19 protein-coding genes and 2 tRNA genes are annotated in these 20,672 nt (G+C 63.0%); 12 read left to right on the top strand and 9 right to left on the bottom strand.

The window, feature by feature from the left end:
• Window positions 1–26 precede the first annotated feature (26 nt).
• Window positions 27–101: transfer RNA gene (locus AC0X69_RS18105), tRNA-Val, on the bottom strand.
• A 252-nt stretch (window positions 102–353) separates the two neighbouring features.
• Between AC0X69_RS18105 and AC0X69_RS18100 the strand changes: the two genes are divergently transcribed.
• The 3 genes from AC0X69_RS18100 to AC0X69_RS18090 all read left to right on the top strand — a co-directional run bounded on the left by AC0X69_RS18100 (window position 354) and on the right by AC0X69_RS18090 (window position 2,379).
• Window positions 354–533: a YdcH family protein gene (locus AC0X69_RS18100; RefSeq protein ID WP_428384915.1), complete on the top strand. Its 180-nt coding sequence runs from the start codon at window positions 354–356 to the stop codon at window positions 531–533.
• A 109-nt stretch (window positions 534–642) separates the two neighbouring features.
• Complete coding sequence (locus tag AC0X69_RS18095; RefSeq protein WP_482609460.1) at window positions 643–2,061, top strand: protein adenylyltransferase SelO; 1,419 nt, start codon at window positions 643–645, stop codon at window positions 2,059–2,061.
• A 99-nt stretch (window positions 2,062–2,160) separates the two neighbouring features.
• Entirely contained in the window at window positions 2,161–2,379 is a 219-nt protein-coding gene (locus tag AC0X69_RS18090; protein WP_482609458.1) for a YdcH family protein, read from the top strand.
• Window positions 2,380–2,417: 38 nt separating this feature from the next.
• Here the strand turns inward: AC0X69_RS18090 and AC0X69_RS18085 are convergent, their stop codons facing one another.
• Window positions 2,418–3,629 carry a cation:proton antiporter gene (locus AC0X69_RS18085; RefSeq protein ID WP_482609456.1) on the bottom strand — a complete coding sequence of 404 codons (1,212 nt, stop codon included), beginning with the start codon at window positions 3,627–3,629 and terminating at the stop codon, window positions 2,418–2,420.
• A 192-nt stretch (window positions 3,630–3,821) separates the two neighbouring features.
• Between AC0X69_RS18085 and purE the strand changes: the two genes are divergently transcribed.
• Together purE and AC0X69_RS18075 are read left to right on the top strand one after the other, a co-directional pair.
• Window positions 3,822–4,286, top strand: coding sequence for a 5-(carboxyamino)imidazole ribonucleotide mutase (gene purE, locus AC0X69_RS18080; RefSeq protein ID WP_482613441.1), 465 nt, complete (start codon window positions 3,822–3,824; stop codon window positions 4,284–4,286).
• Entirely contained in the window at window positions 4,286–5,359 is a 1,074-nt protein-coding gene (locus tag AC0X69_RS18075; RefSeq protein WP_482613440.1) for a 5-(carboxyamino)imidazole ribonucleotide synthase, read from the top strand. The genes purE and AC0X69_RS18075 overlap by 1 nt, the downstream gene beginning before the upstream one ends.
• Here the strand turns inward: AC0X69_RS18075 and nhaR are convergent.
• On the bottom strand, window positions 5,356–6,246 hold the full coding sequence (gene nhaR / locus AC0X69_RS18070) for a transcriptional activator NhaR (protein WP_482609454.1): 891 nt from the start codon (window positions 6,244–6,246) through the stop codon (window positions 5,356–5,358). The two genes, AC0X69_RS18075 and nhaR, sit on opposite strands and share 4 nt — an antisense overlap.
• 122 nt (window positions 6,247–6,368) lie before the next feature.
• Between nhaR and AC0X69_RS18065 the strand changes: the two genes are divergently transcribed.
• From AC0X69_RS18065 to AC0X69_RS18050, 4 genes are all read left to right on the top strand, one after another.
• Complete coding sequence (locus AC0X69_RS18065; protein WP_482609452.1) at window positions 6,369–6,596, top strand: hypothetical protein; 228 nt, start codon at window positions 6,369–6,371, stop codon at window positions 6,594–6,596.
• A 97-nt stretch (window positions 6,597–6,693) separates the two neighbouring features.
• On the top strand, window positions 6,694–7,362 hold the full coding sequence (locus tag AC0X69_RS18060; RefSeq protein WP_482609450.1) for a carbonic anhydrase: 669 nt from the start codon (window positions 6,694–6,696) through the stop codon (window positions 7,360–7,362).
• Between the two features lie 46 nt (window positions 7,363–7,408).
• Window positions 7,409–8,977 carry a SulP family inorganic anion transporter gene (locus AC0X69_RS18055; RefSeq protein WP_482609448.1) on the top strand — a complete coding sequence of 523 codons (1,569 nt, stop codon included), beginning with the start codon at window positions 7,409–7,411 and terminating at the stop codon, window positions 8,975–8,977.
• 82 nt (window positions 8,978–9,059) lie between these two features.
• The gene (locus AC0X69_RS18050) at window positions 9,060–9,806 is read left to right on the top strand and encodes a DUF2490 domain-containing protein (protein ID WP_482609446.1); all 747 of its coding nucleotides are present in this window, start codon (window positions 9,060–9,062) and stop codon (window positions 9,804–9,806) included.
• Window positions 9,807–9,828: 22 nt separating this feature from the next.
• Here AC0X69_RS18050 and AC0X69_RS18045 read toward each other — a convergent pair whose 3' ends face one another.
• The 5 genes from AC0X69_RS18045 to AC0X69_RS18025 form a co-directional block, all read right to left on the bottom strand.
• Window positions 9,829–11,838 carry an acetyl-CoA carboxylase biotin carboxylase subunit gene (locus tag AC0X69_RS18045; protein ID WP_482609444.1) on the bottom strand — a complete coding sequence of 670 codons (2,010 nt, stop codon included), beginning with the start codon at window positions 11,836–11,838 and terminating at the stop codon, window positions 9,829–9,831.
• 76 nt (window positions 11,839–11,914) lie between these two features.
• Window positions 11,915–12,550 carry an ATP-dependent Clp protease proteolytic subunit gene (locus AC0X69_RS18040; RefSeq protein ID WP_482609442.1) on the bottom strand — a complete coding sequence of 212 codons (636 nt, stop codon included), beginning with the start codon at window positions 12,548–12,550 and terminating at the stop codon, window positions 11,915–11,917.
• A gap of 202 nt (window positions 12,551–12,752) precedes the next feature.
• Window positions 12,753–14,099 carry a trigger factor gene (gene tig, locus AC0X69_RS18035; protein ID WP_482609440.1) on the bottom strand — a complete coding sequence of 449 codons (1,347 nt, stop codon included), beginning with the start codon at window positions 14,097–14,099 and terminating at the stop codon, window positions 12,753–12,755.
• A 75-nt stretch (window positions 14,100–14,174) separates the two neighbouring features.
• Window positions 14,175–14,259: transfer RNA gene (locus tag AC0X69_RS18030), tRNA-Leu, on the bottom strand.
• Window positions 14,260–14,466: 207 nt separating this feature from the next.
• Window positions 14,467–14,781 carry a hypothetical protein gene (locus AC0X69_RS18025; protein WP_482609438.1) on the bottom strand — a complete coding sequence of 105 codons (315 nt, stop codon included), beginning with the start codon at window positions 14,779–14,781 and terminating at the stop codon, window positions 14,467–14,469.
• A gap of 108 nt (window positions 14,782–14,889) precedes the next feature.
• On the opposite strand from AC0X69_RS18025, the gene AC0X69_RS18020 reads away from it, so the two are divergent.
• The 3 genes from AC0X69_RS18020 (at window position 14,890) to AC0X69_RS18010 (ending at window position 19,732) form a co-directional block, all read left to right on the top strand.
• Window positions 14,890–16,248 carry a multicopper oxidase family protein gene (locus AC0X69_RS18020; protein ID WP_482609436.1) on the top strand — a complete coding sequence of 453 codons (1,359 nt, stop codon included), beginning with the start codon at window positions 14,890–14,892 and terminating at the stop codon, window positions 16,246–16,248.
• A gap of 253 nt (window positions 16,249–16,501) precedes the next feature.
• Window positions 16,502–17,434: a crotonase/enoyl-CoA hydratase family protein gene (locus AC0X69_RS18015; RefSeq protein WP_482609434.1), complete on the top strand. Its 933-nt coding sequence runs from the start codon at window positions 16,502–16,504 to the stop codon at window positions 17,432–17,434.
• A gap of 3 nt (window positions 17,435–17,437) precedes the next feature.
• The gene (locus tag AC0X69_RS18010) at window positions 17,438–19,732 is read left to right on the top strand and encodes a putative bifunctional diguanylate cyclase/phosphodiesterase (protein ID WP_482609432.1); all 2,295 of its coding nucleotides are present in this window, start codon (window positions 17,438–17,440) and stop codon (window positions 19,730–19,732) included.
• A 17-nt stretch (window positions 19,733–19,749) separates the two neighbouring features.
• Here AC0X69_RS18010 and AC0X69_RS18005 read toward each other — a convergent pair whose 3' ends face one another.
• A complete protein-coding gene (locus AC0X69_RS18005) occupies window positions 19,750–20,442 on the bottom strand; it encodes an enoyl-CoA hydratase-related protein (RefSeq protein ID WP_482609430.1) in 693 nt (230 codons plus the stop codon).
• Window positions 20,443–20,672: the final 230 nt, after the last annotated feature.

The raw sequence follows: 20,672 nt of genomic DNA, 5'->3' as shown, positions 1-20,672 counted from the left end.
GGCGAGTGGCCGCTGCGCTTGCACAATGGTGGGCGCGACAGGGATTGAACCTGTGACCCCTACGATGTCAACGTAGTGCTCTCCCGCTGAGCTACGCGCCCCCAAGCCGGATCGGCCGGAGCGCCCGTCTATAATGGCGAACGAGACGGCGCGCAAGCGGGCTTTGGCTGCGACGTTCGCGCTCAGCCTTGAGCGCAAGCCTCGGAAAGGATTGAGATTTGGTAAAAGCCGCAGCTTGCGTGCGTAAAAGATTTGTGACGTTGCGCGATTTCAAGTCTTGCGGCGAGCCTGCTTTGTGGCAGACTTAACGCCGCTCCCGCTGGTCAAGCGGAGAGAAGTTAAGGAGGTTTCGCATGTCCTTGCAGGGTCATATCGTCGAACTCCAGCGCCGCCACGAAGCGCTCAAAAAGGAGATCGAGCAGGAACAGCTGCATCCCCAAGCGGACGAATTGAAGATCGCGGAACTTAAGCGCAAGAAATTGCAGATCAAGGACGAGCTCGCCAAACTGTCGATCAGCGAGACGCGACATTAGCGTTTCCGGCTGGCTCACATTCTACTGCTTCACGCCATGGGCGGAGAGAGATCTCCGCCTTATTTTTTAGGCAGTCGCCGCGGCGCGCGATTTGCGAGACTTCATCCTTATGCCAGTCACCGAGCTTTACCGCGCCGAGACCCTGCACGAAGGTCTCGGCGAGCCGTTCTTCGATCGCGTCGAACCCGCGACCTTCCCTGAGCATCGGCTACGCTACCGCAACCAGCGCTGGGCCGCGCGGGTCGGGCTCGACGGTCTGAGCGACTCGGAGTGGATCGAGCATTTCGGGCGCTTCTCACCATTGCCCGGCGGCTTCGCCCACCCTTTAGCGCTGCGTTATCACGGGCATCAGTTCCGCGTGTACAATGCCGATCTCGGCGACGGCCGCGGCTTCCTTTTCGCGCAATTGCGGGACGTCAAGGACGGCCGCCTGCTCGACTTGGGCACGAAAGGCAGCGGCCAGACGCCCTGGTCGCGACGCGGCGACGGGCGGCTGACGCTCAAGGGCGGGGTTCGCGAGATTCTGGCGACCGAAATGCTGGAGGCGCTCGGGGTCGACACCTCGAAGACCTTCAGCCTGATCGAGACCGGCGAGGCGCTTATGCGCGGCGACGAACCTTCGCCCACCCGCTCGAGCGTGCTGGTGCGGCTGTCGCATTCGCATATCCGCATCGGCACGTTTCAGCGCCTCGCCTTCCACAATGATTCCGCGGCGATCGACAGGCTGCTCGACCACGTCTGCAGCCATTACTTCCCCGCCATCGCCGATCTGCCGGCGCCGGACAGAGCGCTCGCCTTTCTCGAACAGGTGGTCGCGCGCGTCGCCGAGCTCGGCGCGGGCTATATGGCGTCCGGCTTCGTGCACGGCGTGTTGAATTCCGACAACATCAACGTCACCGGCGAAAGCTTCGACTACGGTCCGTGGCGTTTCGCGCCGGTCTATGATCCGACCTTCACCGCCGCCTATTTCGACGAGATCGGTCTTTACGCCTTTGGCCGCCAGCCCGGCGCGCTCGGCTGGAATCTCTCCCGCCTTGCGGAATGCCTGATCCACCTCACCGGGTTGAAAGCCGCCGAGACGGTCCTCGCGACTTTCCCAGGCCGCATACAGCAGGAATTCCGGGCGGCGCTGCTCAATCGACTCGGACTTGCTTCGGCGGGCGATGACGCCGATGCCGCGCTGGCCAAAGCCTTCGTCGATTTTCTGACAACGACGAAGGCTCCATTCGAACAGACCTTCTTCGATTGGCGCGGCGGCCTCGCCTCCAACGAGCGCGCCGCGCGCAGCCCGTCTGCGAGCCATTATCAGGGGGAGGCATTCGCGGCCTTGCGCGCCGCTCTGGCGCAGCATAGGCCGTCTGCGAATGCGCGCCTCCATCACCCCTATTTCCAGCGCGCCGCGCCCTGCACGATGCTGATCGATGAGGTCGAGGCGCTCTGGGCGGCGATCGCCGAACGCGACGACTGGGCGCCGCTCTACGCCAAAATCGACGCAATCGGGGAGATGCGGAACGCTTATGAATCCTGATGGAGCAATTCGCTTGAACGCCTCCCGGCCGAGGCGGGATAATTGCGCGCGCGCGCAACCGATTCCCGAGCGTTCAGTGGCGTTCGAGGACGATCTTCAATGAATGAAACGCCGAGCGAGATCGATAAGGGAGCCATCCGCGCGGAGGTCGAACGACTTCGGCTGGAGCACCACGATCTCGAGACCGCGATCGACGCGCTGCTCGCGGTCGGCGTCGCCGATCAGCTGCAGATTCAGCGGCTGAAGAAACGCAAGCTGCTGCTGCGCGACCGCATCGCCTATCTCGAAGACCAGCTCACGCCCGACATTATCGCGTAGCTGCTGGGCCTCGCGCGCCGCCGCTCGACGCGCGCAGGTCAGGACCGAGCCGGCAGGAAGCCGAGCGCGCGCAGCAGCAGCGGCATCGTCAGGCCCTGAACCACGATCGAGAAGCCAACCACGGCGAAAGTGACGGCGAGTATCTCGTCGCGTTGCGGCAGATCGCCTGGCAATGACAGCGCCAGAGCCAGCGCCAAGGCGCCGCGCAAGCCGCCCCACCAGAGAACATGCTGCTCGCGAAACGAGATCTTCCATCGCGAAGCGAGGAACAACGAACTCAGCGGATAGACGACGATGGCGCGCGCGCAAAGAACCGTGGCGATCGCCACCGCCAACGCCGTCGCCCCTACGGCGCCGAAAGGAGTCGACGCCACATCCGCGCCGATCAGCAGAAACACCATGGAATTGGCCACGAAGGCCGCGAAATCCCAGAAGGACAGAACGAATTCACGCCCCTTGAGGCTGATGTAGCCGCCTTCCTGTTCGCTCAGGAGCCCGAGATTGCCCATGACGAGGCCGGCCGTCACCGTCGCCAGAACGCCGGAGACATGGAGATGTTCGGCGATCAGAAAGGAGCCGAACGCCGCGATGGTCGTCAGCGTCGCTTCGATCAGATGTTCGGAGGTGCGCAGCGACGCAAGGATGGCCGCCCCGCCGAACAAGGCCCCGACGGCCACGCCGCCAAATACGACTTTCACGAGAGTTACGGCGGTCTCCACGCCGCTCTGGTTGGCGCCGCCGCTCTGCACGAAGGCGAGCGCCATGACGAAGAGCACCGCCGCAGCGCCGTCGTTGAGCAGGCTCTCGCTCTCGACCAGCAGCCGCATCCGGCCTTTGATCCTGTTGTCCTTGAACATCGCGATGATCGCGACCGGATCCGTCGCGGCAATCAGCGCGCCAAAAAGCATCGCGGAGTATGGAGGCCAGTCGAGCAGCGTCGTCATGGCCACCGCGACGACCGCCGCAGAAATGACCGTTCCGATTCCTGCGAGCGCGAGCAATGGCAGCGAATCGCGCACCAGTTCGCGCCAGGAAAGAGTCAGTGCCGCCTCAAACAGGAGCGGCGGCAGGATCAAATCGAAAATCAGATCATGAGTGAGATGCGGCGCGAAGTCTGCGCCCGACAGGGCGACGGCGGCGCCGACAATGACCAGTCCGACGGTGTAAGGCAGTCGGATTTGACGCGCGGCGATCGCGACGATCATCGCAACGGCCAGCACGGCGACCGCTTGCCTCAGACTTACTTCCATAATGTGTCCACACCGATAGAGAGAATCCCGTGGCGACGTTAGCGCGGGCGCCGCCCGCGCGCGAAGCGAAATCGGCCTGCAATCGCCATGGATCGCGCGCTTGCCTATCGGGAAGCCATCGTCTATGCCGCATGGCTTCCCTTCGTGAAGGAAGCAAGAGTGGGGAAGTCCAAACCGCCCGTCGCCGTCATCATGGGGTCGCAATCCGACTGGGCGACGATGCGCCATGCGGTCGAAACGCTCGCGGCGCTCGACGTCGCCTGCGAGGCGAGAATCGTCTCGGCCCACCGCACGCCCGATCGACTCGTGGCCTTCGCCAAAACGGCCGAATCCGAGGGCTTCCAGGTCATCATCGCCGGCGCCGGCGGCGCCGCCCATCTGCCCGGAATGACCGCATCCATGACGCCGCTGCCGGTTCTCGGCGTGCCGATCGAATCGGAAGCGCTCAAGGGCCTCGATTCGCTGCTGTCGATCGTGCAGATGCCGGGCGGCATTCCCGTCGGAACGCTCGCTATCGGCAAGCCCGGCGCCATCAACGCGGCGCTGCTCGCCGCGGCGATTCTCGCGCGCGCCGATCAGGGCCTCGCGGCGCGACTCGCCGCCTATCGGGCGCGACAGACGGACAGTGTGGCGATGACGCCGCGCGACGGCGCGTGATGCTCGCGCCCGGCGCGACGATCGGCATCCTTGGCGGCGGCCAGCTGGCGCGCATGCTGGCGATGGCGGGCGCGCGCCTCGGTTTGAAGGCCCATGTCTTCTCGCCTGTTCCCGACGATCCGGCTTTCGATGTCTGCGCGGCGCGCACGCAAGCCGACTTCCACGACGAGGCCGCTCTCGCCGCATTCGCGGAATCCGTCGACGTCGTCACCTATGAATTCGAAAACGTCCCCGCCCGCACGGCGCAAGTGCTTGCCGCGCATCGGCCGGTACGGCCCAATCCGAAGGCGCTGGCGCTCACGCAGGACCGGCTCGTCGAGAAACAGTTCGTGCAGAGCCTCGGAATCGCCACGGCCGATTTCGTGCCGGTCGACAACGCGGGCTCGCTCGCACGCGCGGTCGCGCGGCTCGGACGCAACTCGATCCTCAAGACGCGGCGCCTCGGCTACGACGGCAAGGGCCAGACGCAGTTGCGCGACGGCGGCGACCTCGCGGTCGCTTTTCGCACGCTTGGCGGCGCGCCCTGCATACTGGAAAGCGTCGTGCCCTTCGAGAAAGAAGTGTCGGTCGTCGCGGCGCGCGGCCTGGACGGCGAATTTCGCGCCTATGACGTGTGCGAAAATCTCCATGAACATCACATTCTGGCGACGACCCTGGCGCCCGCGGAGATCGCCCACGAAACCGCGGCGAACGCGATCGACATCGCCGGACGCATCGCCGCGGCGGCCGATTATGTCGGCGTGATCGCGGTCGAAATGTTCGTCGTGCGCAACGGCGAACGCGAAGCGCTGATCGTCAATGAAATTGCGCCGAGGGTGCACAACTCCGGACACTGGACGCTCGACGGCGCGCTGACCTCGCAGTTTGAGCAGCATATGCGTGCGGTCGCCGGATGGCCGCTCGGCGCCACACGCCGTCATGGCCGCGTCGAGATGCGCAATCTGATTGGCCATGACGTCGACGCATGGCCGGAGCTGGCGCGCGAAGACGGCGCTTGTCTGCATCTTTACGGAAAGAAAGAGACGCGCGTCGGCCGAAAGATGGGCCATGTGACGCGCGTGCTCAAAGATTAGACGAGCCAGTCGCGCGCGCTCTCGAGAATGGTTGCGACGCCCTCGTGTTTGATTTTTCTTTGCGCGGTGATCGCATAGAACCGCTCGCTGACGCCGTCCAGCGTCGCGATATATTCGACGCCATATTGCTGCTCGACCTGCGCGCGAACGGCGGTCGGCGCCATGAAGACGCCGACGCCCGCCGTGCCGAATGTCTTCAGCAGGGCGCTGTCCTCAACTTCCGCGACGATTTTCGGAAAGAGACTATTGGCGTCCAGCCATTGATCGAGCGATCGGCGCAACGCGGTGTTCGTCGTCGGCAGCAAGAGTGGGGCGCTGTCCAGGCACCGCGGGAAATTCTTCTGGTAGCGTTGCCGCAGCTCCGGGATCGCAAATGCCGCAACGCCGCATTCACCAATCGGATGATTGTAGATGCGGGCGTCCGAACTGCCTGTCGCGGGCCAGTCTGAGAGCACGAGATCGACTCCATGCACTGGCAGTTCGGCCAGCAGTCGCTCGGTCTTGTCCTCGTGGCAGACAACTTGGTTATGGGCGGAGAGAGCGGGTTCGAGCAGTCGATAGACGACGAGTTTCGGCAGCGCGTTTGAAACGCCGACGCTCAGCCTGACGCTGACCGCCGCCGCCCGATTCTTCAATGCGCTGCCCAGCTCACGCCCCAGCGAGAATATTTCGTCCGCGTAGTTGAACACCGTGCGCCCGGTTTCGGTCATGACGAGCTTGCGACCCTCCTTGCGGAAGAGCTGCGCGCCGATTGCGGACTCGAATACTGCAATCTGACCGCTGACCGTCGGCTGCGCCAACCCGAGCTTTTCGCTCGCGCGGGTGACGCTTCCTTCCCGAGCGACATTCCAGAAATAGAAGAGGTGCTGGTAGTTGAGGCGTTCCATGGCGCTTCATAGCTTTTACCGATGTAACTAATTTATATATCCTTATTTTCAATCGAACGCCACTGGTCCATTTTTAAGACGTCAGCGTCGCAGGGGCGCGTTTGTGAACAGGAGGACAGGCCATGGCGCATCGTTCCGCACTTGCCGTTCTTGCTTTGGCGGGCGCTCTCGCTTCGCCGGGAAACGCGATCGGGCGCGAATTTATGGATGGCGCCGGGGGACACTGCCTGCTGTGCGACTATTTGTTCGGGTCGCGAAACAGCGATGGCGATGCCAGTTGCCAGCAGCGTGCGACCGACGACAGCCGCGCATCCGATCGCGAGAATGAAAGAACGGGGCGCGCGAACTGACCCCTCGCTGCTCGAGGAGTTCGAACGTGTCGCATGTAGCCGAGCGCGACCTCACCGAAAAAATCGCAGGACGTCCAGGAGCGATAGGAGCTCAAAAATGCAGCGGTTGATCGAAGGCCTACACCACTTTCAGTCACAGGTGTTCGGCAGCCAGCGCGAACTGTTCGAACGCCTCGCCAAAGGCCAGGCGCCGGAGACGCTGTTCATCACCTGCGCGGATTCGCGCATCGACCCGTGCCTGCTCACCCAGTCGGCGCCAGGCGATCTATTCATCCTGCGCAACGCCGGCAATCTCGTCCCGCCCTACGGCGCCGTGCGCGGCGGCGAAGCGGCGACGATCGAGTTCGCGATCGCGGGCCTCGGCGTGAAGGACATCATCGTCTGCGGCCATTCGCACTGTGGCGCGATGAAAGGCCTGCTCGATCCGCCGCCGGCCACGGCCTTTCCCGCGCTGAGCGACTGGTTGTCGCACGCGGAAACGACCCGGCGCATCATGCAGGACAAATACGCCGACCGCACCGGCGCCGAACAGCTCAACGTCGCCATTCAGGAGAATGTGCTCGCGCAGCTTGAAAATCTGCGCACCCATCCTGTCGTCGCCTCGGCGCTCGCTCAGGACAAACTGCGGCTGCACGGCTGGGTCTACAAGATCGAAACGGGCGACGTGTTTGTTTACGACCCGGCGACGCGTCAGTTCGTGCTGGCGCCGACGCCGTCGGACATGCCTGCGCGCGAAGAGAGAGAGCGCGTCAGCGTCGAGGTTTGACGTCACGAGCGCTTCGCTGAACCAACCGAACCAAAGGGGATGCTGAATGTCGATAGAGTTGGATTGGGCGCCCTCACGCCTCACGACGATCAAAGCCGACATCTTCGCTTCGATCGTCGTGCTGCTCGTCGCTCTGCCGCTGTCGATGGGTCTCGCGCTCGTCGCCGGCTATCCCTTCGAGAACGCCGCCGCGGTCGGCCTGATCAGCGGCGTCATCGGCGGCGTCGTTGTCGGCCTGCTGTCGGGCTGTCCCCTGCAAGTCAGCGGCGCCGCGAACGGCGCCGCCGTCATGGCCGCGGTTTTCATCAAGGATCTCGGCTTTGAAGTCTTCGGACTCATCGTGATGATGTCGGGCTTCATTCAGATCGCGGCCGGCGTCCTGCGCTTCGGTCCGGTGTTCCGAGCCGTCTCGCCAGCGCTGATTCAGGGCATGCTCGCCGGCATCGGTCTGCTGATTTTCGCGTCGCAGTTTCATGTGATGGTCGACGACACGCCGCCCGGCACCGGCCAGGAATTCGGCGGCATAATCAATCTCTGGTCGCTGCCCATCGCGGTCTGGAAGGGCGTCACCATGCAGGCGCATGAGCCTGCGGCCCTTATCGGATTGCTGACGATCGCCGCCATCCTCTCATGGCGTCGTTTTGCGCCGGGATGGTTGTCCTTTATTCCCGCCCCGCTGGTCGGCGTCGGTTTGGCGACCGCTGTCGCGGCATTCTTTGCTTTCGACATCAAATATGTGCCCGCGCCCGACGATCTTCTCGCGGCGGTGAGTTTGCCCACCGCGCATACGCTGGGCCGTATTGGCGAAGGCGCGCTGTGGGCGGCCGCGTTGTCGCTCGCCTTCGTTTCAGGCGCGGAGTCGCTTCTGACGGCGACCGCCGTCGACGCGATGCAACGCCGCACCCCCCGGACGCGCTATAACAAGGAACTCATCGCGCAGGGCGTCGGCAATTTTCTCTGCGGCGCGCTCGGCGTGCTGCCCGTCTCCGGCGTGATCGTGCGCAGCTCCGCCAATGTCACGGCAGGCGGGCGGACGAGACTCGCCACGATACTGCACGGCGTGTGGATCCTGCTGTTCATCACGCTCGCGCCCGACGTTCTGCGCATCATCCCCGTCGCGAGCCTCGCCGCAGTCCTCGTCTATGCGGGACTCAATCTCATCAATCTGAGCTTTGCACGCTTTCTGTGGGGTCAGGACCGCATCGAAACCGGCATTTACGCGGCGACCATGGCGACCGTGGTGGCGACCGACGTGTTGACCGGCATTGCCGTTGGCGTCGCTTTCGCGGTCGCCCGCCTGCTCTACACCTTCTCGCATCTCAACATCCGCTCCGAGCGGGTCAACGGCATGACGGTGCTTCACCTTGAAGGCGCAGCGACCTTTATCCGCTTGCCGCAACTCGCGGCCGCCTTCGAAGCGTTGCCGCCCGGGGCGCGGGTGCACGTGCATCTCAACGAGCTGAGCTATATCGATCATGCTTCCCTCGATCTGCTGGCGAGTTGGGATGAGCAACTTCGGAACGACGGCGGCGAGCTCGTGCTGGACTGGGACGCTCTCCATGGCCTGTTCCGCGAGCGCGCGCGCCCGACGCCCGCCACAGCCGTGGCGGCCTGACCTAGCGCAAAAAGCCCGACCTGTGGCGTTTGACTGAACTGAGGAGAGTCGCTTCACTGCCTGGCGCATAACGGAGACGGCGGTGTCAGCTACAGCGACTCTCGGGCGGGCCAAGCGCCTTGTGATCGGCGGCGCGTCGGTTGCCGGGATTCTCGCGACAGCCTCCCCTGCGGCGGCTGTCGATGAGGATTTCAGGATATGGGAGAACGTCACGACCATCGCCAAGCTCGGATCAATAGATCCGAGTCTAGAGAAGTGGCGGCTATGGCTGGAAAGCCAGGGACGCTTTCGCAACGACGGCGCGATCGCCGATCAAGCGCTCGGTCGCGCCGGCGTCGGCTACGCGCTGTCGGATAACGCCAGCGTCTGGCTTGGCTATGCCCATATCGCCACGTTTCCGCAGGACGCCAGGACCCAGCATGAGAATCGGACCTGGCAGCAGGTTCTGCTTACCGACAAAGCGACGTTCGGCGACCTGACTAGTCGCACAAGACTCGAGCAGCGCTTCATTCAGAATGTGAATCGCGTCGAATGGCGCCTGCGCCAGTTCGTGCGCTTTTCTCATCCGCTTTGGGAAAATTCGCCCTTGAGCGTCGTGCTCTGGGATGAAGTGTTCGTGCGGCTGAATTCGACGACGCCGTCAGCGCGGTTCGGCTTCGATCAGAACCGCGGCTTCGCCGGGCTCGGCTATACGTTCAGCGAGAAGGCGCGCGTGGAGATCGGCTACATGAATCAGCTGATCCAGTCACGCGTCGTCTCGCGGCGCGAGCAGAAGTTCGATCACCGGATCAATCACATCCTGTCGGTGAGCATGTTCCTCAACCTGTAGCCCGCCACGTGCGGCGGCGCGCTCAGGCGAACTCCATGATCACCGCGTCCACCGCCAGGCTGTCGCCGGGCTTGGCCAAGATCTTCTTGACGGTGACGTCGCGCTCGGCGCGCAGCACATTCTCCATCTTCATGGCTTCCACCATGCACAAGGCCTCTCCGGCCTTGACGTCCTGACCTTCCGCCACGTCGACGGTCTTCACGAGGCCAGGCATCGGACACAACAGGTGCTTTGAGGCGCCGGCGTCCTTTTTCTTCGGCATGAACGCCACGAGTTCGGCCTCGCGCTGAGTGTAGACCCGCGCTATGGCGTCGACGCCCTGATGGGAAAGCGCATAGCCGTTGAGAATGGGACGCGCCTGCACATAGATGGTGCGGCCGTCGACCTCGCCCTCGAGCACGAGTTCGCCGGGCCGCCACTGGGTCGAAACGCGATGCGCGTGCTGATCGCCCTCAGCAAAGCGCACGATCAGCGCTTCGCCCTGCGATTCGACAGTCACGTCGAATCTCTGGTCGCCGAGCATGCACACGCGTTCGCGCTCGAACTCCACCGGCTTTCCGCCGCGCAGCTGCCCCGAGATCTTGCGTTTGCGCTCATTGCCGATGTGGTCCATCAGCGTTGCGATCGCGGCGAGCGTGTGCGCCACATCGCCCTGAGGCTCGGGCGAAGAGAACCCTTCTGGATATTCTTCGCTGATAAAGCCCGTCGAAAGATTGCCCGAGCGCCAGCGCGGACTCTGCATGAGCGACGACAGGAACGGAATGTTGTGGCGGATGCCGTCGATCACGAAGCGGTCAAGCGCGTCGGCTTGCGCCACGATCGCCCGCAAGCGATCCGGCGCATGTGTCACGAGCTTCGCGATCATCGGATCGTAATGGATCGAGATCTCGCGGCCTTCCGTGACGCCGGTGTCATTGCGCACCGTAACGCCGCTTTCGCGCTTCTCTTCGGGCGGCCGATATTTGACCAGACGTCCGACCGACGGCAGGAAGTTGCGCGTCGGATCTTCCGCATAGATGCGGCTCTCGACCGCCCAGCCGTTGATCTTGACGTTTTCCTGCTTCAGTTGCAGAGGCTCGCCTGCGGCGACGCGGATCATCTGCTCGACAAGATCGATGCCGGTGATCAGCTCCGTCACCGGATGCTCGACCTGCAGGCGGGTGTTCATTTCGAGGAAGTAGAAGCTCTTGTCCTGGCCGGCGACGAATTCGACGGTGCCCGCCGAATCGTAGTCCACGGCCTTGGCGAGCGCGACCGCCTGGGCGCCCATTTCGCGACGGGTCTTTTCGTCGAGCAGCGGCGAGGGCGCTTCTTCGATGACCTTCTGATTGCGGCGTTGAATGGAGCACTCGCGCTCGTTCAGATGGATCACATTGCCGTGCTTGTCGCCGAGCACCTGAATTTCGATGTGGCGCGGATTGACGATGAATTTCTCGACGAAGACGCGATCGTCGCCGAAGGACGACGCGGCCTCCGAACGGGCGCGCGTAAAGCCTTCGATCACCTCGGCGTCGGAAAAGGCGATGCGCATGCCCTTGCCGCCGCCGCCGGCCGACGCTTTGAGCATCACCGGATAGCCGATGTCCCTGGCGATTCGGACCGCCTCTTCGGCGTTTTCGATGACGCCGAGATAGCCCGGCACGACGCTGACCTTGGCGGCGGAGGCGAATTTCTTCGACTCGATCTTGTCGCCCATGGCCTCGATCGCGCGCACATTGGGGCCGATGAAGACGATATTGGCCTCGGCGAGCGCAGTGGCGAAGGCGGCGCGCTCGGAAAGAAAGCCGTAGCCCGGATGGACGGCTTCGGCGCCGGTTTCCTTGCAGGCGGCGACGATCTTGTCGATCAGGAGGTAAGATTGGGCGGCGGGCGGCGGTCCGAGATGGACGGCCTCATCGGCCATTTCGACATGCAGCGCGTCGGCGTCGGCGTCGGAATAGACGGCCACCGTCGCAAGTCCCATACGCTTCGCCGTCTTGATGATGCGACAAGCGATTTCGCCGCGATTGGCGATCAGAATTTTACGAAACATGCGCCCGCTGCCCCAATCTCTCAACCATTTTGGCGCGGGCGCTCAGAACAACGCGGCCCGCGCCAGCATCCCGCATTCAGCGCTTGGCGTCGCCCTCTTCGTCGGGCCGCCTCTCCTGAACGGCGTCGACAATTCCAAAGGCCCGCGCTTCTTCCGCCGACATGAAATGATCGCGGTCGAGCGTACGCTCGATCGTCTCATAATCCTTGCCCGTGTGACGGACATAGATGTCATTGAGGCGCTTTTTCACTTTCAGAATGTCTTCGGCATGGCGCTGAATGTCGGACGCCTGCCCCTGGAAGCCGCCGGACGGCTGATGCAGCATGACGCGCGCGTTGGGCAGCGCATAGCGCAGGCCATCTGCGCCGGCGGCAAGCAGAAGCGAGCCCATCGACGCCGCCTGTCCGACGCACAGCGTCGAGACTTGCGGTTTGATGAACTGAATCGTGTCGTAGATGGCGAGGCCGGACGTCACTACGCCGCCCGGCGAATTGATATAGAGCGAGATTTCCTTTTTCGGGTTCTCGGACTCTAGAAACAGCAGCTGCGCGATGATCACGGACGCCATGTGATCTTCGATCGGGCCGGTGACGAAGATGATGCGTTCGCGCAAAAGACGGGAATAGATGTCGAAGCCGCGCTCTCCGCGGGAGGTGTTCTCGATCACCTGCGGAATGAGATATTGGCTGTAGTTCTCGATCGGATCGCGCATCGCGTATCGCCTCTGTGATCCGGCGGAGGCTGATGCGCCCGCGCCGGGAATTCGTTGACCCGTCATATATCCGCGCCCGCGCCCGACGCAAAGATGCGATTGCAGGCGGCCGCGCTCGGGCGGCGCGCCGACGCACGGGCCCGCGATCCCGCAGGATGTCCTCGCGGCGCGTCTCCGCTGCGAGGAGCAGCCGGACGGCCGACTATTCCTCGTCTTCTTTGAAGAGTTCGTCGCGGGAGACGGTCTTGTCGGTGATCTTGATCAGCTTGGCGAGGTGATCGACGACACGCTCCTCGTAGATCGGGGCGCGGAGCTGGGCGAGAGCCTGTTCATTGTTGCGGTAATAATCCCAGACGGCCTTCTCCTGGCCAGGGAACATGCGGGCCCGCTCGACCAGGGCGTCGGTCAGATCCTTCTCGTCGACCTTCACGTCGGCGCTCTTTCCGATCTCGGCCAGAACCAGCCCAAGCCGCACGCGACGTTCGGCGATTCTGCGGAACTCGGCCTTGGTCTCTTCCTCTGACTTGCCTTCTTCTGCGACAGACCTGCCCGCGCGTTGGCTTTCCTGCTCGTGCTGTCCCCAGATATTGGCGAATTCCTGCTCTACGAGGCTCTCGGGCAGCTCAAAAGAATAGCGGCCGTCGAGCGCGTCGAGGAGCGCGCGCTTCATTTTCTCGCGCGACGCCTTATCGAAGTCGGCTTCGAGATTGCCGCGAACCGCGGCTTTCATCGCCTCGAGCGACTCGAAGCCGTATTTCTTGGCGAGCTCCTCGTCGAGCCCCAGAGTCTTGGGCGCGGAAACCGACTTAACCGTCACATCGAATTCGGCGTCCTTCCCCGCGAGCTGCTTGGCGGCGTAGTCCTCGGGAAAGCGGACCTTGACGACCCGCTGCTCGCCGGCGGCGGCGCCTTCCAGTTGCTCCTCGAAACCGGGAATGAAAGTTCCCGCGCCCAGCACGAGATCGACATCCCCACCCGTGCCGCCTGCGAAGGGCTCCCCGTCGAGCTTGCCGGTGAAATCGATCGTCAGCTTGTCGCCCTTGTCCGCCTTGGCGCCTTCCGCCTTTTCCTCGAACTCCTGGGCGCGCTCGGCAAGCGACTGCAGCGCCTTCTCGATGTCGTCCTCCGCCACTTCCGCGACGAGGCGCTCCAGCGAGATGTCGTCGAACCCGCCGATGTCGAACTTCGGCAGCGTCTCGAAGGTGACGACGTAAGCGAAATCGCCCTCGGCGAGCAGCGCGCGCTCGACTTCCTCTTGTCCGCCGGGAAAGTCGATCTTCGGCTCCAGCGCGATGCGCAGCTCATTGTCTTCGACGATCTTGCGATTGGCGTCGTTCACCGCCTCCTGCAACACGTCGCTCATGATGCTCTTTCCGTAGAGCTTCTTGAGATGGCCGATCGGCGCCTTGCCCGGGCGGAACCCCTTGATCTGGCTCTTCGCCTGAAGCTCGGTCAGTTGCGCGGCGAGCTTGGCGGCGAGTTCGCCGGCCGGCAGGACAACCTTGTATTCGTGCTTCAAACCCTGCGAGGAGGTCTGCGTTACTTCCATCTCGTTAGCCTTCTCAATAACTGCGGCGTCGCCGGCGCGCGACGACGATTATTCGACTGCCACGGTAGGCGGCGCTGGTGCGGGCGGAGGGAGTCGAACCCCCACGACTTTCGTCACCGGAACCTAAATCCGGCGCGTCTACCAGTTCCGCCACGCCCGCGATCGGCGGAAAGGCCGCCTAAATTCCCTGCCCGCCAACCGGGATCGCTTGAGACGAACTCGAGTTCGACTTCCTCTCAAACGATCCTGATCCCCCGAAGGGGCGCAGTCCCGCGCGCAGGGCGCGCCGAGGCGCCCCCAAGCGCGAACGCGATTCGCCGGGCGTCGCTCTATAGCATGGACGCGGCGGGATGCCAGCCGGCGCCGGCTATTGAGGAGCGACGCGGTGATCGGCTCCTTCGAGCCCGCGGATCAGCGTGATCACCTTCTCGTGGCCCTGCGGGTCGCGCCATTTGGCGTTGCAGAGCTGTGGACCGCAGACGACTTCCGGAAATTTATATAGGGGCCTGCCCCGGGCGGTTTTTAGCCCGTAGCCGACATTCGGCTTCCACCCGCTGGCGATGAGCGATTGGCGGTAATCGGAATAGCCTTGCCCCGCCTGCCCCAAAGCGGTCAGCGGCAGAAAGCAGCCGGCGCTGCATAAGCCCAAAATGGCGGCGACCCTGTTCATCCGCGCGGTCATGTCTCGAGCCTCCCTCTGTTCGGGCGGTTCTAACGCTCCCTTGACGCCTGGTGAAGAGCGGCCCTCGGTCATTGCTCAACCTCGCGCGCTGGGCCATAGCTAGGGGCGATGTCCAAACCCCTCTCCCGCCGCGCGGTTCTTTCGGGCGTCGCGGCCAGCCTGACGGCGCTTCCGGCGATGGCGCAGGCGCCCACGGGTCTCCGCGTCATTGAGGCGCGACCAGGGGCGGCGCGGCTTACGAGCGCAGCCGACACAGCCATTCTGGGTTTCGAAGGCGTAACGCCGGGGCCGGTCCTGCGATATCGCCAGGGCGACGAACTGGCGGTGCGTTTCCTCAACAAGCTTGATCGGCCTGCGACCATTCACTGGCATGGTTTGCGCGGCGACAATGCGATGGAGGGCGTGGCGCCGCTGACGCAAGCGGCGGTCGCGCCGGGCGCCTCCTTCGACTACCGCCGCAAGCTCACCGATCCGGGCCTCTTCTGCTATCGGCCGAGCGTCTTCGGCGCGACTCCGGAACTTGTCGGGCGCGGCCTCAAAGGGCTGCTCCTCGTCGACGAGCCGACGCCGCTGCCGGCGGATTCCGATCTGCTTCTCGTTCTCGACGACTGGCTGCTCGATGACGCGGGCCAGGTCGCCGGGGGCTTCGACGGCCCGGCCGCCGCGCGAGGGGTCGGCCGGCTGGGCACGCTGCTCTGCGTCAACGGCAGGGCGGCGCCCGCGAGGCAGACCCTGCCGCCCGGCGCAAGGGTGCGGCTGCGGCTGGCCAATCTCAGCAATGCGCGCATCATGGTCCTGTCGCTGGCGGGCGCGCAACCTTTCGTCATCGCCATCGATGGGCAGCCGTGCGAGGCCTTCGAGCCCATCAAACGCAGCATTCCGGTCGCGCCGGGCGCGCGCTTCGAGCTGATGTTCGATATGCCGGCGGCCGAAGGCGCCAAGGCCAGTCTGATCTTGCGCGGGCCGAACGGCGACGATCTCGAGCTTTTCGTGGCGGAAACCAACGGCGCAGGGGGCGCCAGGGCCTCGCAACATGAGCCGATCGCGGCGCTTCCAAAAAATCCCGACCTTCCTGCCGAGATCAAGCTCGCCGCCGCCAAAAAGGTCGATCTCGTGATCGAACCGCGCAAGAGCGGATCAGGGCCCGCCTGGACGATCAACGGCTCCCTGACCAAAGGCTATGAAGGCCCGCCGCTCTTTCGGGTGGCGCGTGGAACGCCGGTCACGCTGGGATTTGTCAACAAGTCGGCAGTGGCGCTCGCCCTGCATGTTCACGGACAATGCATGCGCCTGCTGCATGACCTCGACGACGGGTGGGAGCCCTATTGGCGAAACGGGGTCATCATCCCGCCGGGGAAGACCAAGCACGCCGCCTTCGTCGCGGAATCTCTTGGAAAATGGGCGATTCACGATGATATTTTGGAACATGAAGCGAGCGGCCTAGCGACCTGGTTCGAAGTGACCTAGCGCAAGCGTCACTCAGGCCAAATAGCTTGGTCCAATAGATGAGGTGTTGCACCGTTTGTTCAGTTTTATCTCTGAATCTCTATAATCAAAAAGCCTGGAGAGCGAGTTGACAGCATTGCCAAATGCTAAATCGAACTCACTTAAAGCTTTTGGCGGACCGACCCGCCGGCTCCGCGGCGCCCTGCGGCGGGAACTGGCCGGTCCGTTGTGTTGCGTGATCGAGGGGGGAGGCCTTGGCCCTGAGTTATTGCCGATGAGTAGCGCCGCGCGCCTACGGCATCTTCCTCAAGATTTTCCTCACTGGCGCTTCGAAAACCTAGACATTGAATATGACGCGCCGACCCAATCGGTGTGGATGAATTATCGCGCCGACTCGCCGCACTGTTACACTTTGCGGATGTTGCAGGACGCAATTGAGTTTCGTGAGGCGATCAAGCATCTGGCGCAAACCGAGGGCTCGAAGTGGCCAATCCGCTACATCGTCATGGCCTCCAAGAAGCCGCATGTGTTCAGTTTGGGCGGCGATCTTGCGACATTCGCCGCCTGTATCAGGAACAATGACCGGGACTCGCTGTTAACCTACGCCTATGCTTGTATCGAGGTCATGTACACGCTGACGTCGGCCTTTGATCTTCCCGTCCTGACGCTCTCGGTCGTCAGAGGGCAGTGCATGGGCGGCGGCTTCGAGGGCGCGCTGGCGACGGATTTCGTCATCGCCGAGGAGGGGGCGCGCCTTGGCGTGCCCGAGATCGCCTTCAACACTTTTCCCGGAATGGGCGCGGTGACGTTTCTCACGCGGCGCGTCGGCCCGGCGCGAACGCAACAGATTCTCTCGGCCGGCCGGGTTTATTCGGCTCGCGAGCTGTTTGATCTCGACATCGTCGATGTCGTCGCGCCGGAAGGCCAGGCGCTCGACACCGCTCGTGATTGGATGTTCGATCCGGACGGCTCGAAGTGGCAGCGCCGTCAAGCCCTCGTCAAATTCCGAAAGCAGTGTTTCCCGGTGCGCAAGGAGGAGTTGCTTCGTGTCGTTGAGCTTTGGACCGATTGCTCAATGGCCATCTCGCGGCACGATCTGCGCTACATGGAGCGGCTCGTCTCGGCGCAGCTGCGCCTTTCTGGCGACGGACCGCCTGCCGGTAAGGGCGAGGCCCTGAAAAAGCCCCCACCCCCCGAAGGAGCTTAGCTCATGCTCGCTCGCGGGAAGTCAGGCGCCAGCGAAAGCTCCGACGTTCAGATCCACAGCGATCTGGTCGAAACCCTGTTCGGCACCGCGGGTTCTTTTTTTGCGGGCCTGCTCGGCGGCCTGATCGCGCCTGGGCTCGCCTGGCTCCTTCTCGGCGATCAAATTTTTCTCTACTTCCTGGCGCTGATCGCCGTTCTTGGCGCCTTCCGGCTATACGTTTTCTTCGCACATGCGGGCACGCCCGTTTCGCTGCGAAGACGGGACTCGCGGGAATGGGAACGGCTCTACGCCATCGGCGCGGTCGGCTTTATGACGGCGGTCGGCGCATCCGTCGCGGTCTTGTTCTATAAGCATTATAACGACGTTCTCGGCGTGTACAGCATCGTCATCATGATGAGCGGCCTGAGCGGACTCGCGGGTCGCAACGCCGGTCGCCCCTGGATTGTGCTCGCACAATCGCTCGGCATCGCCCTTCCCCTTGCGATCGCGGCGATCATGCACGAGGAGCGGCGCTATTTCGGACTGGCGCTCATCGTCGTGCTGCTGATCATTTCCATTCATTCGACGACGAAATTTCTGCACGGGAATCTCGAATCCGCGCTGCGCAACGGCCTGGACGCCACCCGCCAGCGACAAAAATTCAGTCTCGCGCTGAACTCGATGACGCACGGCTTGTGCATGGGCGACGCGGATCTCTCCGTCACCGTCGTGAATCGGCGCGTCTTCGATTTTTTCGGCATCGTCGCGGCGACGACGCCGATCCGGCTCGAATCGCTCGCGCATGCGATCGGCAAGAGCGTCGGCCTATCGGCGCAGGAAATCACAATTTTCATTGAGCGGTGGAAGCGGCATGTGACGATGCCGCATGCGAACATCTTCACGCATAAGCTCGGCGAGCGCTTTTTCGAATTCCATTGCGAACGCGCCGAAGCGGGATCCTTCGTCACCGTGATTGAGGATGTGACGCTGCAAAAGCGCGCCCTTCGTGAAATCGAGCGCATGGCGCATTTCGATGATCTGACAAATCTGCCAAACCGCTATCAGTTTCAGGAGACGCTGGAAAAGGAAATGGTTCAGCTCAGGCAGCATGGATTGCAGGCCGCGCTGCTCAACATCGATCTCGATCGGTTTAAGGAAGTCAACGACACGCTCGGCCACTCAATCGGCGATCAGCTGTTGTCCACGGTTGGCGCGCGCCTCGCCGACTGCGTCCCGCATCCGCATGTGGTGGCGAGACTGGGCGGCGATGAGTTCTGCGTGCTGCTTCGCGGGGGCGAACCGCTGCCCGACGTCGATCAACTCGCCGCTGACATATTGGCGGAGATGCATCGCACCTTCGTCGTTGAGAACCATGTCATCAACATCGGCGCGAGCATCGGCATGGCGATGGCGCCGAGAGACGCGGAGACCTCGGACGGCCTGCTTAAATGCAGCGATCTCGCGCTATACCGGTCGAAAGCCGAAGGGCGCGGCAAGGCGATCTGGTATTCTCAGGAGATGCAGGACGCGCTGACGCGAAAGCGCGCGATCGACACCGAGCTGCGCCACGCTTTCCTGGAGAATGAGCTGGTCGTCTATTACCAGCCGGTCGTCGATTCTAGAACCGCGACCATCGTTTCTCTGGAGGCTCTGCTGCGCTGGCGCCATCCGACCCGGGGGATGATCTCGCCGACCGAGTTCATCCCTGTGGCCGAAGAGACCGGCATGATCATCGAGCTCGGCGCCTGGGCGCTGCGACAGGCGTGCAACGACGCGAAATCCTGGCCCTCGAACGTCCGCCTCGCCGTGAACATCGCGCCGCGGCAGTTCCAGCAGAAGGATCTCGCCGGGATGATCGCGCAAACGCTCGGCGAGTCGGGGCTGGACCCCGATCGATTGGAGCTCGAAATCACCGAAACGACGCTCATGGAATCGGACGACGTCGACAGCAAATTGCGCGAGATCGAAGCGCTCGGCGTGCGTCTCTCGCTCGACGATTTCGGAACCGGCTACAGCAGCCTCGGCTATCTCAACCGTTTCCCGGTGAAGAAGGTCAAGATCGATCGCTCCTTTGCGCGACAGGCGATCGAGTCGCCGAAAACCCAGGCGATCATCTCGGCGATCTCTGCGCTCGCGCGAGATCTCTCCATCGATCTCGTCGCCGAAGGCGTCGAAACCGACGCTCAGCTCGCCTTCATGGCGAGCAAGAATATTTTTCTCATTCAGGGCTATCTCTACACGCGGCCTCGGCCCATCGAGGAGCTCAGACCGCTCCTCGAATATTGGCAGGACGCGCCGCGCCTCGTCAGCGCGGCGTGAGATCGCTCAAACACGCGTCAGTTGCGCTCCAGCGCCGCCAGACTGCGCCTGTCAACCACAGGTTGCACCATACGTTGCGCGCGAAAAATCGCGTGCGAGGCGTTATAGCGCCTGCCGAACTGCGCGAGGTAGTTCTCTATCGCGGCTGCGCCTGACTGTGGTTCCACCACGTCTCTGACGATCAGCAGTTCGTGAGCTTCTTCCGCGGTGAGCGCCGTGTTGTTCTCCATGAGACGCTCGGCCTTGACGAAACCCAATGTCCGACCGACGGCGGCATAGAGGCCCAGAAGGTCTGACGGATCTCCCGAGAACGAGAAATGGGCGCTCTTTTCGGCGACGATTGCGGAACAATGCATGGCGAAATCGAAATCGGAGCCGCTCATCAAGCCGCGCGCCCAGGCGAGCGTGATCACCGGCGTATCGACGATCAGTTCCGAATTTTCAGCGGCGATATCCCCGAATCCGCTCGCCGGCTTGGGCGCCTCGCGCATCCCATGCGCGAAATCATAGACAAGGTAGCGGAGATCGTTCATTTCGCCTCTGTCGATTGACGACAAAATGTCAGTAATCGCGGCGATCGTCGGCGCGTCAAAACCCGGCCGAGTCTTGCGCAATACTAGAGCCTGATGGTCTTTCAACCAGATGGTCGAAAGGCCGCCGCCGTTTACAGAAAGTTCAGCTTGGTCACGCAGATAAGGAAAGTTCAACATGTTGCCCGCCCTGGTTTGTGGTGGTTGGATTAAGTTAAATGAAAATTTAACTTCGCCAACCCTGGCGGCGATGATTGCTTCCAAATTGCGCCGAAGTTACGCCAAGTGAATGACTTTTAAGCAACTTCGGCGGCGGCGGACCGACACGAAAAATTCATCGTCAGGCGACTAGATTGTACAATAAACGGGTCGCACATACTTTTTCCGCGCGCTGTGGCCGTTGGTCGCGG

The sequence above is a fragment of the Methylocystis sp. Uni0008 genome, from assembly GCF_056838045.1.
The sequence above is the reverse complement of the archived record's forward strand: the minus strand, read 5'-3'. Positions and strand labels throughout refer to the sequence as shown.

What these genes read in the sequence shown, in the direction of transcription:
- AC0X69_RS18075 (WP_482613440.1), top strand. Translation starts at nt 4,286, where the DNA reads ATGCTCGCGCCCGGCGCGACGATCGGCATCCTTGGCGGCGGCCAGCTG.
- AC0X69_RS18045 (WP_482609444.1), bottom strand. Translation starts at nt 11,838, where the DNA reads ATGTTTCGTAAAATTCTGATCGCCAATCGCGGCGAAATCGCTTGTCGC.
- AC0X69_RS18060 (WP_482609450.1), top strand. Translation starts at nt 6,694, where the DNA reads ATGCAGCGGTTGATCGAAGGCCTACACCACTTTCAGTCACAGGTGTTC.
- AC0X69_RS18055 (WP_482609448.1), top strand. Translation starts at nt 7,409, where the DNA reads ATGTCGATAGAGTTGGATTGGGCGCCCTCACGCCTCACGACGATCAAA.
- AC0X69_RS18095 (WP_482609460.1), top strand. Translation starts at nt 643, where the DNA reads ATGCCAGTCACCGAGCTTTACCGCGCCGAGACCCTGCACGAAGGTCTC.
- AC0X69_RS18025 (WP_482609438.1), bottom strand. Translation starts at nt 14,781, where the DNA reads ATGACCGCGCGGATGAACAGGGTCGCCGCCATTTTGGGCTTATGCAGC.
- AC0X69_RS18015 (WP_482609434.1), top strand. Translation starts at nt 16,502, where the DNA reads ATGAGTAGCGCCGCGCGCCTACGGCATCTTCCTCAAGATTTTCCTCAC.
- AC0X69_RS18085 (WP_482609456.1), bottom strand. Translation starts at nt 3,629, where the DNA reads ATGGAAGTAAGTCTGAGGCAAGCGGTCGCCGTGCTGGCCGTTGCGATG.
- nhaR (WP_482609454.1), bottom strand. Translation starts at nt 6,246, where the DNA reads ATGGAACGCCTCAACTACCAGCACCTCTTCTATTTCTGGAATGTCGCT.
- purE (WP_482613441.1), top strand. Translation starts at nt 3,822, where the DNA reads ATGGGGTCGCAATCCGACTGGGCGACGATGCGCCATGCGGTCGAAACG.
- AC0X69_RS18090 (WP_482609458.1), top strand. Translation starts at nt 2,161, where the DNA reads ATGAATGAAACGCCGAGCGAGATCGATAAGGGAGCCATCCGCGCGGAG.
- AC0X69_RS18005 (WP_482609430.1), bottom strand. Translation starts at nt 20,442, where the DNA reads ATGTTGAACTTTCCTTATCTGCGTGACCAAGCTGAACTTTCTGTAAAC.
- AC0X69_RS18100 (WP_428384915.1), top strand. Translation starts at nt 354, where the DNA reads ATGTCCTTGCAGGGTCATATCGTCGAACTCCAGCGCCGCCACGAAGCG.
- tig (WP_482609440.1), bottom strand. Translation starts at nt 14,099, where the DNA reads ATGGAAGTAACGCAGACCTCCTCGCAGGGTTTGAAGCACGAATACAAG.
- AC0X69_RS18040 (WP_482609442.1), bottom strand. Translation starts at nt 12,550, where the DNA reads ATGCGCGATCCGATCGAGAACTACAGCCAATATCTCATTCCGCAGGTG.
- AC0X69_RS18065 (WP_482609452.1), top strand. Translation starts at nt 6,369, where the DNA reads ATGGCGCATCGTTCCGCACTTGCCGTTCTTGCTTTGGCGGGCGCTCTC.
- AC0X69_RS18010 (WP_482609432.1), top strand. Translation starts at nt 17,438, where the DNA reads ATGCTCGCTCGCGGGAAGTCAGGCGCCAGCGAAAGCTCCGACGTTCAG.
- AC0X69_RS18020 (WP_482609436.1), top strand. Translation starts at nt 14,890, where the DNA reads ATGTCCAAACCCCTCTCCCGCCGCGCGGTTCTTTCGGGCGTCGCGGCC.